At 71.2% G+C, this 14,125-nt stretch carries 11 protein-coding genes and 1 pseudogene; 10 read left to right on the top strand and 2 right to left on the bottom strand.

The window, feature by feature from the left end:
* Positions 1-82: 82 nt before the first annotated feature.
* Positions 83-706 (bottom strand): annotated as a pseudogene (locus BU198_RS44280) (regulator); the annotation flags it as partial.
* 614 nt (positions 707-1,320) lie between these two features.
* Between BU198_RS44280 and BU198_RS22070 the strand changes: the two are divergent.
* From BU198_RS22070 to BU198_RS22040, 7 genes are all read left to right on the top strand, one after another.
* Entirely contained in the window at positions 1,321-2,082 is a 762-nt protein-coding gene (locus BU198_RS22070) for a 3-hydroxybutyrate dehydrogenase (RefSeq protein WP_188298593.1), read from the top strand.
* A 153-nt stretch (positions 2,083-2,235) separates the two neighbouring features.
* Positions 2,236-3,654, top strand: a complete 1,419-nt coding sequence (locus BU198_RS22065; protein ID WP_188298592.1) for an MFS transporter — start codon at positions 2,236-2,238, stop codon at positions 3,652-3,654.
* Between the two features lie 101 nt (positions 3,655-3,755).
* Complete coding sequence (locus BU198_RS22060) at positions 3,756-5,684, top strand: helix-turn-helix domain-containing protein (protein ID WP_188298591.1); 1,929 nt, start codon at positions 3,756-3,758, stop codon at positions 5,682-5,684.
* Positions 5,685-5,871: 187 nt separating this feature from the next.
* A complete protein-coding gene (gene lipB, locus BU198_RS22055) occupies positions 5,872-6,642 on the top strand; it encodes a lipoyl(octanoyl) transferase LipB (RefSeq protein WP_223244763.1) in 771 nt (256 codons plus the stop codon).
* Positions 6,643-6,810: 168 nt separating this feature from the next.
* The gene (locus tag BU198_RS22050; RefSeq protein ID WP_188298589.1) at positions 6,811-7,764 is read left to right on the top strand and encodes a lipoyl synthase; all 954 of its coding nucleotides are present in this window, start codon (positions 6,811-6,813) and stop codon (positions 7,762-7,764) included.
* 174 nt (positions 7,765-7,938) lie between these two features.
* A complete protein-coding gene (locus BU198_RS22045) occupies positions 7,939-8,163 on the top strand; it encodes a hypothetical protein (protein ID WP_188298588.1) in 225 nt (74 codons plus the stop codon).
* Positions 8,164-8,338: 175 nt separating this feature from the next.
* Complete coding sequence (locus BU198_RS22040) at positions 8,339-9,028, top strand: DUF4191 domain-containing protein (protein WP_188298587.1); 690 nt, start codon at positions 8,339-8,341, stop codon at positions 9,026-9,028.
* Between the two features lie 118 nt (positions 9,029-9,146).
* Here the strand turns inward: BU198_RS22040 and BU198_RS22035 are convergent, their stop codons facing one another.
* On the bottom strand, positions 9,147-9,614 hold the full coding sequence (locus BU198_RS22035) for an RDD family protein (RefSeq protein ID WP_188298586.1): 468 nt from the start codon (positions 9,612-9,614) through the stop codon (positions 9,147-9,149).
* A 273-nt stretch (positions 9,615-9,887) separates the two neighbouring features.
* Here BU198_RS22035 and glnA point away from each other — a divergent pair, with 273 nt between their 5' ends.
* The 3 genes from glnA (at position 9,888) to BU198_RS22020 (ending at position 14,021) form a co-directional block, all read left to right on the top strand.
* Positions 9,888-11,300, top strand: coding sequence for a type I glutamate--ammonia ligase (gene glnA, locus BU198_RS22030; RefSeq protein ID WP_188298585.1), 1,413 nt, complete (start codon positions 9,888-9,890; stop codon positions 11,298-11,300).
* Positions 11,301-11,976: 676 nt separating this feature from the next.
* On the top strand, positions 11,977-13,398 hold the full coding sequence (locus tag BU198_RS22025) for an AAA family ATPase (RefSeq protein WP_188298584.1): 1,422 nt from the start codon (positions 11,977-11,979) through the stop codon (positions 13,396-13,398).
* Positions 13,395-14,021 (top strand): DUF4276 family protein, encoded by a 627-nt coding sequence (locus tag BU198_RS22020; RefSeq protein WP_188298583.1) that lies wholly within the window; start codon positions 13,395-13,397, stop codon positions 14,019-14,021. The genes BU198_RS22025 and BU198_RS22020 overlap by 4 nt, the downstream gene beginning before the upstream one ends.
* The last annotated feature ends 104 nt before the right edge of the window (positions 14,022-14,125 follow it).

The raw sequence follows: 14,125 nt of genomic DNA, 5'->3' as shown, positions 1-14,125 counted from the left end.
CCCTCGGACAGGGCCGGCTCGCCCTGCACGGCTGGGTCTACGACATCCCCACCGGCCGCGTCGAGGACGTCACCGCCGGCCGCGCCACCGACCTGACCGCCGGCACCGCCCTCGCGGCCTGACCCCCCCCCCCCCCCCCCCCCCCCCCCCCCCCCCCCCCCCCCCCCCCCCCCCCCCCCCCCCCCCCCCCCCCCCCCCCCCCCCCCCCCCCCCCCCCCCCCCCCCCCCCCCCCCCCCCCCCCCCCCCCCCCCCCCCCCCACCCCCGGCCGCCCCCCCCCCCGGCCCCAGGGTGGAGCCGTCCCGCGCGACCCGCTCGTCGGTACGGCCGATCAGCCAGTCCCGGCTGGGGACGACCAGGCCGGCCGGGGTGAAGGCGATCCGGCGCAGCTCGGACTGCGGGCCGTTGTCCTTGCGCCACATGCTCGCCACGATGTCCACCGCCTCCTGCGGCGTCTCGGCGAACTCCAGGCCGGCGTAGACCGGGGCGCAGGCGTCCAGGCCGAGGTCCTGGGCGGTGAGACGGCGGCCGAGCCGGCGGGTGAAGACCTCGGCGATCAGCGCCGGGGTGGCGCCGCGCGGCTGCTGGCCGCGCAGCCAGCGGGTGACCGAGGTCTTGTCGTAGCGCAGGTCGAGGCCGTGCTCCAGGCCGAGCTGGTCGACCCGGCGGGCGAGGCCCGCGTGTGAGAAGCCGGCCTCCTCGATCAGCGCCGCGAGCTGGCCGTTCTGCGGGGCCGGGCCGGAGTGGCCGGGGCCGCGGGCCGAGGCGGGCGCGGGCGAGACGGGGTTCTCGTGCCGTTCAGGTGTGGCCTGCACGGGCAGCCGCAGGTCGTCGGCGCCCGGGGCGTCGGCGGCCAGCGTGTCGGCGGTCAGGGCGTCGGGGGCGTCCGGAAGGGTCCGGCCGACCGGACCTCGGTGCTGGCCGAGCGGGTCGAGCGGTCCGTACGCCGGGCTGTCGGTTGCAGGCCGTTGGGGCATGTCTGTCAACACCTCTCGGACGTCGCACCTGGCCTCACCAGCACTTCGGCGGCCTGGGGCGGCGCCCCCTGTCGGGAATCGGCGTGAATGTAGCGAGCATTCGGGCGCTATGGGTGGATCTGACCGAGCAATCCACCGAACGGGTGAAGCAACCGCGCCCATTGTGGGGAAGCGCGCTCACGTTGGGTTTGGTCATCCGCAGCCGAACCGTCAGCCGATCGACCGGTCGATCCACCGTTCGGACCCCGCGCCGTTCGCATGGCTGACAACACCACAGCCCAACGGGATGCTGTGGCGGTCCGCCACATGGGAGCGGGGCCGCCGGATTCCTACCGTTCTCGGCCATGGACACCTCTACTGCCCGCCCGCTCGCCGGCCGCACGGCCATGGTCACCGGGGCCGCCTCGGGCATCGGCCGGGCCTGCGCCGAGGCCCTCGCCGCCGCCGGCGCCCGGGTCTACGTCGTCGACCTCGCGGCCGACCCGGCCGAGGAACTCGCCGAGCGGATCGGCGGCCGCGCGATCGTCACCGACCTCGCCGACCCCGGGGCCGTGGACGCCCTGCCGGACGACGCCGACATCGTCGTCAACAACGCCGGCCTCCAGCACGTCGCGCCCGTGCACGAGTTCCCGCCGGACCGCTTCACCCTCATCCAGCGCGTCATGGTCGAGGCCCCGTTCCGCATCCTGCGCCGCACCCTGCCGCACATGTACGAGCAGGGGTGGGGCCGGGTCGTCAACGTCTCCTCCGTCCACGGCCTGCGCGCCAGCGCCTTCAAGTCCGCGTACGTCACCGCGAAGCACGCCCTGGAGGGCCTGAGCAAGACCGTCGCGCTGGAGGGCGCTCCGTACGGCGTCACCAGCAACTGCATCAACCCCGGCTACGTCCGGACCCCCCTGGTGGAGAAGCAGATCGCCGCCCAGGCGCTCGCCCACGGCATCCACGAGGACGAGGTGGTCGAGCGGATCATGCTCGACCGCACCGCCGTGAAGCGCCTGATCGAGCCCGACGAGATCGCTCAGCTGGCCCTCTGGCTCTGTTCCCCCGCCGCCTCCTACATCACCGGCGCCAGCCTTCCCGTCGACGGCGGCTGGACAGCGCACTGAGCGGGGAGCGCTCCGGGATCCGACCGGCCCGCTCATAGGGCGGACAGGCATATTCGACCCCGGGACTGTGTGGGCCGCCCACATAGTCCCGGGGTCCGGTGCTTCCTACCTTGTGGCGACATCGTCTCCCCCCTGGTTCTGGAAGTGGTGGCCATGAACGCCTCTGCGCGAGGTACGACGGCGAGCAGCTCACTCCCGAGAGTGGTAGCCGCGAGCCTGATCGGCACGACCATCGAGTGGTACGACTACTTCCTGTACGGCACGGCGGCGGCGCTGGTGTTCGGGAAGCTGTTCTTCCCGCACAGCGACCCGCTGACCGGGACCCTGCTGTCCTTCCTGACCTACGCGATCGGGTTCGCCGCGCGGCCGCTCGGGGCGCTGGTGTTCGGGCACTTCGGGGACCGGGTCGGGCGCAAGCGCCTGCTGGTGGTGAGCCTGCTGCTGATGGGCGGGTCGACCACGGCGATCGGGCTGCTGCCGACGTACGACTCGATCGGGGCCGCGGCGCCGGTGCTGCTGACGGCGCTGCGGCTGGTGCAGGGCTTCGCGCTCGGCGGCGAGTGGGGCGGCGCCGTCCTGCTGGTGTCGGAGCACGGGGACCAGCGGCGGCGCGGGTTCTGGGCGTCCTGGCCGCAGGGCGGGGCACCGGCCGGGAACCTGCTGGCGGCGGGGGTGCTGTCGCTGCTGACGACGGTGCAGTCGGACGCGCAGTTCCTCGCGTGGGGCTGGCGGGTGCCGTTCCTGCTGTCCGCGGTGCTGGTCGTGGTCGGGATGTGGATCCGGCTCGCGGTGGACGAGTCGCCGCTGTTCAAGCAGGCGCTGGCGGCGAAGCAGCAGCGGGAGAAGGAGCGGAAGGGTGCCGAACGGCCGCCGCTGGTCGAGGTGTTGCGAAACCACTGGCGGGAGGTGCTGGTGGCCATGGGCGCGCGGATGGCGGAGAACATCTCCTACTACGTGATGACGACCTTCGTGCTCACCTACGCCGTCACCCAGGCGCACTTCTCCAAGCAGACCGCGCTGAACGCCGTCCTGATCGCCTCCGCGATCCAGTTCACGCTGATCCCACTGTTCGGCGCACTGTCCGACCGGGTCGGGCGCAAGCCCGTGTACCTGGTGGGCGCGGTCGGGGTGGGCGTCTGGGCCTTCGTCTTCTTCGGCATGATCGACACCGGCTCCTTCGGCTCGCTGGTCGCCGCCGTGACCGTCGGCCTGGTCTTCCACAGCGCCATGTACGCGCCCCAGGCCGCCTTCTTCTCCGAGCTGTTCGCGACCCGGATGCGCTACTCCGGCGCCTCGATCGGGGCCCAGTTCTCCTCGGTGGCGGCCGGTGCCCCGGCGCCGCTGATCGCCACCGCGCTGCTCAAGGACTACGGCAGCGCCACCCCCATCGCGGTGTACGTGGCCATCGCGGCGGCGATCACCGTGCTGGCGGTGCTCTGCGGCCGGGAGACCAGGGGCCTGGACCTCGCGGAGGTCGCGGAGGACGCGCCGGACGCCGGGGCCGCGGGAGCGGACGGGCAGCAGGGCCAGGAGGCGGACGCCGCCGCCACCGGGAAGCCCGCCGTCGCCTGAGCCCCGAGCCCGCCGGGAAGCCCGCCGTCGCCCGAGTCCCGAGCCGGTACGATCGCGCTCTCTCGGACCGACGGAACCGACGCCGATTGGCAGCACGCACCATGAACCACCCTCACGAAAGCGCCGCGCCCGCGCTGCGGCGACTGCTCGACCTGCTCGCCTCCGGCGCCGCCACCGAGGACTTCGCCGACGTGCTGGCCGACGCCCGCCGCCGCGGTGCGTCGGCCGCCGTCCTCGCCGAGATCGACGACGCCACCTGGCAGGCCCTGCGGGTCCACCGCACCCTGCGTCAACACCGGCGCCGCGAGGCCGAGTTGACGGCCCTTTTCGACACCGCCGGGGACCTCGCCGCCTCCCGGGACCTGGACACCGTGCTCCAGGCGATCGTCCGCCGGGCCCGGATGCTGCTCGGCACCGACACCGCGTACCTGACCCTGCCGGACGAGGCCGCCGGCGACACCTACATGCGGGTCACCGACGGCTCGGTCTCCGTCCTCTTCCAGACCCTGCGGCTCAGCCTCGGCCACGGACTGGGCGGGCTGGTCGCCCAGACCGCCCGCCCGTACGCCACCCCCGACTACCGCGCCGACGAACGCTTCCACCACACCGGCACGATCGACGCGGGCGTGCTCGACGAGGGCCTGGTGGCGATCATCGGGGTGCCGCTGCTGATCGGCGGGCGGGTCATCGGCGTCCTGTTCGCCGCCGACCGCACGCCGCGCGCCTTCTCCCCCGACGAGGTCGCGCTGCTCTGGTCGCTGGCCGCGCACGCCGCGATCGCCCTGGACACCGCCAAGTCGCTGGCCGACACCCGGGCCGCGCTCGCCGAGCTGAACGCCGCCAACGAGCTGGTCCGGGCCCACTCCGCCGCCGTCCAGCGCGCCGAGCAGGCCCACGACCGGCTCACCGACCTGGTGCTGCGCGGCGCCGAGGTCCCGGACGTCGCCGCCGCCGTCGCCGTCCTGCTGGGCGGCGAGATAGCCGTCCTGGACGCCGAGGGCGAGCCGCTGGCCGGACGCTCCGCGCCCGCCGCGGAACTGGCCGGAGCGGTCGCCGCCTCCCGGGCCGAGGGCCGGTCCGTACGGCACGGCGAGCAGTGGGTCTGCGCGGTGCTCGCCGGACACGACGCGATCGGCACCATGGTGCTGCGCGGCCGGCCCGACCTGGACGACGCCGACCGGCGGCTGTTCGAGCGGGCCAGTGTGGTCACCGCGCTGCTCCTGCTGCTGCGCCGCTCGGTCGCCGAGACCGAGAACCGGGTCCGCGGCGAACTGCTCACCGACCTGCTGACCGCGCCCGAGCGCGACCCGGCCGGGCTCACCGCGCGCGGCCGTCGGCTCGGCGTCGACCTCGCCCGGCCGCACCTGGTGCTGGTCGCGGAGCCGGCCGACGGTAAGGACGACGACCGGGGACGGCTGGCGGGCGCCGCCCGGCGCTACCTGTTCGGCTCGCGGGGCGTCAGCGCCGAGCACGCCGAGACGGTGGTGCTGCTGGTGCCCGCCGAGAACGGCGGCGCCGGTGGCACCGGGGGCACCGGCGATCCCGAGGAGACCGCCGGGCAGGCCGCCGAGCGGCTGGCCCGGCTGGCCGGGTTCCCGGTCACCGTCGGTGCCGGCCGCCCCGCCGCGGGACCGTCCGCGCCCGCCGCCTCGTACGGCGAGGGCCTGCGCTGCGTCCGCGCGCTGCGGGTGCTCGGCCGGGCCGGGGAGGGCGCCTCGGCCCGCGCCCTCGGCTTCCTCGGCGTCCTGCTCGGCGACGGCCACGACGTGGACGGCTTCGTCGGCGCGACGCTCGGCCCGCTGCTGGCGTACGACGCCCGGCGCGGCACCGAGCTGGTCCGCACCCTGCGCACCTACTTCGACTGCGGCGGCAGCCTGACCCGGGCCAAGGACGAGCTGCACGTCCACGTGAACACCGTGGTCCAGCGGCTGGACCGGGTCGAGGCGCTGCTCGGACGGGATTGGAACCACCCGGAGCGGTCGCTGGAGCTCCAGCTCGCGCTGCGGCTCCAGCTGCTCGCGGGCGGCTGAGCGGGGGCTGAGCGGGGGGCTGAACGGGGGGCTGAACGGGGACCAAGCGAGGTGGGGCCGATCGGGCGGGGCGGCTGCCCACGGGCGGCCGAAGGGGTCCCGCCCGGCTGGGCGTACAGTGGCGAGGTTGGTCTCGAACGCCTGGCAAGGAGCGGCAGCGGTGAGCGAGAACGTGCGTTTTGTCCACATGGGCATAGGTGAGCGGACGGTGCCCTACCAGGAGGCCTGGGAGGAGCAGCAGCGGCTGCACGCGCTGCGGGTCGCGGACGAGATCCCCGACACCGTCCTGCTCCTGGAGCACCAGTCGGTGTACACCATGGGCAAGCGCACCAACCCCGCCGACCTGCCGCTGGACGGCACCCCCGTGGTGGAGGTCAACCGCGGCGGGGAGATCACCTGGCACGGCCCCGGCCAGCTGGTCGGCTACCCGATCGTCAAGCTGCCCGACCCGATCGACGTCATCGCCTACGTCCGCCGGCTGGAGGAGGCGCTGATCCGCACCGCGGGCGGGTTCGGCATCGACACCGCCCGGGTCGAGGGCCGCAGCGGGGTCTGGGTGCTGGGCGAGTCCATCCCGGACGCCGTGGTGGACCCGGCGCAGGTGGTGGACATCGGCAGGCTGACCCTGCGGATGGGCCTGCCGCTGGGCATCGACCCGCGGCTGGCCGGCCCCGAGTACGCGCCCTCCAACGCCGGCCAGCGCGGTGACGACCGCAAGCTCGCCGCGATCGGGGTAAGGGTCGCCCGCGGGGTGACCATGCACGGCTTCGCGCTCAACTGCGCCCCGGACATGACCTGGTTCGACAAGATCGTGCCGTGCGGCATCCGGGACGCGGGCGTGGCCTCGCTCACCGGCGAGCTGAAGCGCGAGCTGTCCGTCGCCGAGGCGGCGCCGGCGGTCGAACGGCACCTGGCCGACGTCCTCGCCGAGCTGCCGGAGCCGGCGCTCAGCCGCTGAGCACCTCCCGTCCCGCCCGCCCGGCGGCCGCCGGAGATCACGGCAGCCACCGGGAATCTACCGACCGGTAGCCGTGTTGCCCTGCGATTGCAGGGCGGCAGGCCCGGCGAAGGCCCCACAACCACAGGCGTACCCTGGGGGTACCCCGTCTAGTTCTAGGAGTCGCACGTGTCCGCTGTCGCGCCCGACGGCAGGAAGCTGCTCCGCCTGGAGGTCCGCAACAGCGAGACCCCCATCGAGCGGAAGCCCGAGTGGATCAAGACCCGCGCGAAGATGGGGCCGGAGTACAACGCCCTCCAGTCGCTGGTGAAGAAGGAGGGGCTGCACACGGTCTGCCAGGAGGCCGGCTGCCCCAACATCTTCGAGTGCTGGGAGGACCGCGAGGCGACCTTCCTCATCGGTGGCGACCAGTGCACCCGCCGCTGCGACTTCTGTCAGATCGACACCGGCAAGCCCGCCGAGTTCGACCGCGACGAGCCGCGCCGGGTCGCCGAGTCCATCGTCACCATGGACCTCAACTACGCCACCATCACCGGCGTCGCCCGCGACGACCTGGCGGACGGCGGCTCCTGGCTGTACGCCGAGACGGTGCGCCAGGTGCACGCGATGACCGCGGGCCGCGAGGCCGGCCGCACCGGCGTCGAGCTGCTCATCCCCGACTTCAACGCGGTGCCCGAGCAGCTGGCCGAGGTCTTCTCCTCCCGCCCCGAGGTGCTCGCCCACAACGTCGAGACGGTGCCGCGGATCTTCAAGCGGATCCGCCCGGCGTTCCGCTACGAGCGCTCGCTGGACGTCATCACCCAGGCCCGCGCGGCCGGGCTGGTGACCAAGTCCAACCTGATCCTGGGCATGGGCGAGACCCGCGAGGAGGTCAGCCAGGCGCTGGCCGACCTGGTCGGCGCCGGCTGCGAGCTGATCACCATCACCCAGTACCTGCGCCCCTCGCTGCGCCACCACCCGGTGGAGCGCTGGGTGAAGCCGCAGGAGTTCGTCGAGCTCCAGCAGGAGGCCGAGGAGCTGGGCTTCGCGGGCGTCATGTCGGGCCCGCTGGTGCGTTCCTCGTACCGGGCCGGCCGGCTGTACCGGCAGGCGCTGGAGCGGCGCGCGCAGGCAGCTGTCTGACGGCCACCGGTAGGTTTCAAGCCATGGAAGGGCGGAGCGGCTGCTCCGCCCTTCCGGTTTTCACCACGCTTTGACTGCCTGGTCACGGACTGGTAACACGGGGTGGGGACTCTGGACGCCTGATGGGCGTTCGATTCTTCTCGGCCATCACAGCCAGGAGAGGAGCTGTTCGGCATGGGGATGCGGATCCGGTCGGTGGGGGTGGCGCTGCGGTTCGCCGAGAGCGTCCTGCTCGCTCCCGGCCAGCGGCACGCGCGGCGCAACGCCTGGGCGGCGGTGTGCGAGAACCGCAGGTACGCGGCGGACCGCCGGCACGACGAGGTGGTGGCGGTGTCCGGGGCATCCGGGGCGTCCGGGGTGTCCGGACCGGCCGGGACACGGCCGTCGGTGCGGCCGTAGGTGCGGCTCCAAGTGCGGCCGCGGGGCGGGCCGTCCGAGCGGCGGTGACGCTTCGGCGTCGGCGATGGCCCCGGCGTCGCTCTGTGCGACGGTGTACGGGCGCTCGGGTCACGGTTGGGGCGAACGGGTACCCGGGCTTGGATATCCCGTACCCGTGCCACGTACCATGAGCGTTATGGCGAGGGAAACATCCGAGAACCCCGGACGGCTGAAGCAGATCCGTCTGGCGTACACCATGACCAAGAAGGTCGACACCAAGATCGGCCTGATCATCGCCGGCGTCGGCCTGCTGACCTTCGGCGTGTTCCTCGCCATCGGCTTCGCGATCGAGCACCCCGTCTACCTGGGCATCCTGGGCTTCATCGTGGCCGTGCTGGCCATGGCGATCGTCTTCGGGCGCCGGGCCGAGCGCGCCGCGTTCGGACAGATGGAGGGGCAGCCGGGGGCCGTGGCGGCGGTGCTGGACAACATCCGGCGCGGCTGGAGCTCCAGCACGACGCCGGTGGCGGTCACCCGCAACCAGGACGCGGTCTACCGCGCCGTGGGCCGGGCCGGCATCGCGCTGATCGGCGAGGGCAACCCGAACCGGGTCCGCCAGCTGCTGGCCTCCGAGAAGAAGAAGATGGCCCGTGTGGTCGGCGACGTGCCGGTGCACGACATCGTGGTGGGCACCGGCGAGGGTGAGATCCCGCTGAAGAAGCTCCAGGTCCACCTGATGCGCCTGCCCCGCGCCATCACCGCCACCCAGGTCACCGAGACCAACGACCGCCTGCGCGCGCTGGGCGACCTGCTCTCCAAGGCGCCGATCCCCAAGGGTCCGATGCCGAAGGGCGCCCGGATGCCCAAGGGCGGCCAGGCCCGCTGACCCTCCCTCCCCTGACGACAACGGCCCCGCCGCGGAAGCTCCGCGGCGGGGCCGTTCTGTGTCCTACGGGACCCGGGGTTCCGGTACGGGCCCGGGGTGGCCGTACCGACCCCGGGCGCTAGATCCGGACCTCGACGGTGCCGACCGCCTTGTCGTGCAGGCCGCGGGTGTCGCGGTCCCAGACCAGCGGCGGCACCACCAGGCAGAGCAGCAGGGTGCGCAACAGGACCTGCGGGATGGTCGCCCGCCTGCCGTCCAGCCGGACCACCCGGAGGCCGAACAGCCGCTTGCCGACCGTCGTGCCGGTGGTGGCCAGCAGCAGGGCCGCGACCAGGAAGAACAGCGGGCTGGTCCACAGGTTGGCCTCGGCCTGGTCGCCGCGGGCGATCAGCCCGTACGAGATCAGGGCGACCAGCCACCCGTCCACGAACAGGGCGCCGATCCGCCGGCCGGGGCCGGCGATCGAGCCGGGGCCCTCCTTGGGCAGCCCGAGGCGCTCGCCGCGGTAGCCGAAGTCGGCGCCCAACTTCTCGGCGGCCGCCCGGGGGCCGTCGATCCACGATCCCAACGCTTCTCTGGTGTCCACGAATCCACACTAACCGGGCTGACGGCGTGCACCCCCACCGGCTCCCCTCCGGTCGGGGCAGCACCCCCCGACCGGGTGAACCGTCGTTCCCGGGCTTTCCAAGTGGTCCAGACCACTTGCGGAAGGACGCCCAGCTCGGCGAGGCGATTTGTACAGGCCCGTCCATCTTTGCCACCCGCGCGGCGGCCGTGGTTAACATCTAGGAAACGACCGGGTCACCGGCTGGAAACGACCCATTCCTATGGTGAGCCAAATTCGCACCGAGGAGGATGGATGTTCAACAACGCCGCCGAAGTGAAGCAGTACATCCAGGACAACGACGTCAAGTTCGTCGACGTCCGCTTCTGCGACCTGCCGGGCGTCTTGCAGCACTTCTCCGTACCCGCGGCGACCTTCGATCCGTCCGAGATCCTGATGTTCGACGGCTCGTCGATCCGCGGCTTCCAGGCCATCCACGAGTCCGACATGGCTCTGGTGCCGGACCTCGCCACGGCCCGCCTCGACCCCTTCCGGGCCGAGAAGCACCTCAACATCAACTTCTTCATCCAGGACCCGGTCACCGGCGAGGCGTACAGCCGCGACCCGCGCAACGTCGCCAAGAAGGCCGAGGCCTACCTCGCCTCCTCCGGCATCGCCGACACCGCGTTCTTCGGGCCCGAGGCCGAGTTCTACGTCTTCGACTCGGTCCGCTTCGAGACCAGCGCCAACGCGTCCTTCTACCACATCGACTCGGAGGCCGGCGCCTGGAACAGCGGCGCCGCCGAGGGCGACGTGCGCGGCTACAAGGTCAAGTACAAGGGCGGGTACTTCCCCGTCCCGCCGGTCGACCACTTCGCCGACCTGCGCGCCGAGATGTCGCTGGAACTCGCCGCGGCCGGGCTGGAGGTCGAGCGCCAGCACCACGAGGTCGGCACGGCCGGCCAGGCCGAGATCAACTACAAGTTCAACACCCTGCTGCACGCCGCCGACGACCTGATGCTGTTCAAGTACATCATCAAGAACGTCGCCTGGCGGAACGGCAAGACCGCCACCTTCATGCCCAAGCCGATCTTCGGCGACAACGGCTCGGGCATGCACGTCCACCAGTCGCTGTGGACCGAGGGCTCGCCGCTCTTCTACGACGAGCAGGGCTACGCCGGGCTCTCCGACACCGCCCGCTACTACATCGGCGGACTGCTGCGGCACGCCCCCTCGCTGCTGGCCTTCACCAACCCCTCGGTGAACTCCTACCACCGCCTGGTGCCGGGCTTCGAGGCGCCGGTCAACCTGGTCTACTCGCAGCGCAACCGCTCGGCCGCGATCCGCATCCCGATCACCGGCTCCAACGCCAAGGCCAAGCGCATCGAGTTCCGCGCGCCGGACCCGTCCTCCAACCCCTACCTGGCCTTCTCCGCCATGCTGATGGCCGGCATCGACGGCATCCGCAACAAGATCGAGCCGCTGGAGCCGGTCGACAAGGACCTCTACGAGCTGGCCCCCGAGGAGCACGCCAACGTCCCCCAGGTCCCGTCCTCCCTCCCCGCCGTCCTGGAGGCCCTGGAAGCCGACCACGAGTACCTCCTCGCGGGCAACGTCTTCACCCCGGACCTGATCGAGACCTGGATCGACTTCAAGCGCACCAACGAGATCGCCCCGATCGCCCTCCGGCCCCACCCGCACGAGTTCGAGCTCTACTACGACCTGTAGAGGGCCTCTGACCTGCGGAAACGCAGTTCGATCTCTCACCGTTTCCGCAGGCCAGCACCTCGCTGACCTGCGGAAATGTCGTGCGGCGGACTCGTTCCGTGTGCTCTGCGGCTCGCGATGTGAAATGGGAGTGCACTGGGTTCGATCTCGGCACAGGTCCTCTCAGTGGCCTGAACCGCCGCAGCGGAACCCGCACGCACGTGACGATCAGTAGCCGCCGGCTGTGCGTCGTCGTCCCGGCTGCCGCCTGGCGCGACTTCGAAGGGGCCTTGCATCACCTATGTGTGATCCGTCCATGGCGCAGTCCATGGACGGATCACACATGCGAGCCCTCAGACAGGAAAGTTTGTCGGCCTCTCACCTGTCGACCATGCCCGCCTCGGATCCGAAGAGCACCACCTGATCGTCGACCGCCACGGAACCCCGCTCGGCGTGGACACCGGCACCACCGTCCCAGGCGCACCGGTCTACGACGGTTCCCACGGATTCGGCACGCCACCCCGACGCCTCGGCTGCACCCTGCAGGGCCGCACTGGCCGGCTCCCACCTAAGATCCGAACGATCGCCTTTCGCGCTCCCGGTCAGGGTCCGAACCACCATCGCCTGTGAGGCCACGGTCTATGACCTCGCAGGCAGGTACCCTCACACCTGAAGACGCTTCGGAGGCCAGCACCTGATGCTCACCAGACTCGAAGTCCACGGGTTCAAGAACCTGTTGGACACCAAAATCGATTTCGGGCCTTTCACCTGCATCGCGGGCGCGAACGGCACAGGCAAGTCGAATGTGTTCGACGCCGTCCAGTTCCTCTCCTTGCTCGCTGACAAGTCAATGATGGAGGCGGCCCAGGAGGTCCGCGGAGTCCATGGCGAACGACACGGTGACCCTCGCGACCTCTTCTGGAAGGGATTCGGCTCCCGGGGGCTGCGTATGCGATTCGCCGCAGAGATGATCGTTCCGCTAGCCATCGAGGACGACTTCGGGCGGGCCACGAAGCCCACCACCTCCTTCCTCCGCTACGAACTCGAGATCGGCTACCAGGACCCCTCGGGGCTCGACCGCTTCGGCCGCCTCACACTCCTGCGCGAGGAACTGCGGCACATCACGAAAGGCGCCGCCAAGCAGCATCTCCGCTTCCCGCACAGCGCCGGCCAGTTCCGTGACAAGGTGATCACCGGACACCGAAGCGGTGCCCCGTTCATCTCAACCGACATCGATGCCGAGTCCAGCGGCCCGATCGTCAAGATCCACCAGGACGGCGGCAGCCGGGGCCAGCCCAAGCCGGCCGCCGCCTCCCGGGCTCCCGCCACCGTGGTCTCCACCATCACCTCCAGCGACGACCCGACCATCCTCGCCGCACGGCGGGAGATGGAGTCCTGGCGACGACTCGCTCTGGAGCCCTCGGCCCTGCGCAGCGCCGACCGCTTCATCGACCCGCAGGTGATGGGCGTGGACGGCGTCCACTTGCCGGCGGCCCTGTACCGCGTCGCCCACACCGTTTCCGGCGAGGACCCAGAGCAGGTGTACGCCCGCGTCGCAGGCCGCCTGTCCGACCTGACAGGTGTACAGGTCAGTGACCTGACCGTGGACCAGGACGAAGTCCGTCAACTGCTGACCGTCCAGGTTCGCGAGTCGGACGGCATGATGCTTCCGGCCCGAAGCCTCTCCGAGGGCACCTTGCGTTTCCTCGCGCTGTGCGTCCTACTCGAAGACCCCACTGTTCGGGGCATGTTGTGCATGGAGGAGCCGGAAAACGGAATCCACCCGGCCAATCTCGTCCCCATGGTGGATCTCGTCCGAGACCTCGCCGTCGATCCGATGACCGCCCCAGGAACAGACAACCCGTTCCGGCAGGTGCTTATCAACACCCACTCCCCCGGTGTCGTCCAGTTGGTCTCACCTGATGACCTCCTCTTTGCGGACACCGCACTGCACCGGTTGGAGGATGGATCGGTCGCACGTGCCCTGCGGCTGCGTCCGCTGCGCAATACCTGGCGGGTCACTGAGGGGAATCGCACCTACGTAACGAAGGCCGACATCCTCCCTTACCTCACCACTCCCCCAGGAGCCCAGATCACGCTCGACCTGGAGGACATGTGACGCTCCGTATCCTCTTCACCGGCGAGGGCACCAGCGATGACGGTCTGGTCCGCCACATCGAGGCCATCGTGGCCCGTGCCGGCAGAACGGCATCCGTCACCTCGCCAGACTTCAGCCGCCTGAGCAACGTTGCGGCCCACTCCGTGCCGGACAAGCTGCGTGTGGCGAGGAAGTTCGGCGACGACTACGACCTGATCGCGATCCACCGGGACGCCGACCGGGCAGGCGTGTCGGAGCGCCAGGAAGAGATCGCAAGAGCCGTTGCGTCCGAGTGGCCAGACTGCCCGCACATCGCGGTCGTCCCAGTCCGGATGCTTGAGGCTTGGCTGCTGCTCGACGAGGCTTCGATCCGCCAGGTCGCCGAGAACCCGAAGGGCAAGATTCCACTCAGCCTGCCCCAGGGAACGTCCGTTGAGAAGGTCGCCGACCCCAAGAAGCTACTCAAGGACTCGCTAGCCAAGGCCAGCGGATACTCCGGTCGCCGATTGGACAGCTTCCAGAAGCGCTTCCCCCAGCACCGACACAAGCTCCTCGAACGCCTCGATCCACTCGGGCCGGTTTCCCTGCTTCCATCATGGCAGACCTTCGTCGACGAATTGAAGGCAGCGGTAGGAACGATATGACTGCCTCGCCTCGCGGTGCCTGTTGAAGTTCGGTCGAACCCGACTCCGCCACCAGAGCCAGCGGGGGCTCTTGGCTCTGGTGCGGAAGTAGGGCGGCATGGTCG

Origin of the sequence: Streptomyces sp. CBMA156, from assembly GCF_014596515.1 — a bacterium.
In the GTDB taxonomy this organism is placed as follows: domain Bacteria; phylum Actinomycetota; class Actinomycetes; order Streptomycetales; family Streptomycetaceae; genus Kitasatospora.
This window is presented reverse-complemented; position numbering and strand designations above follow the sequence as displayed.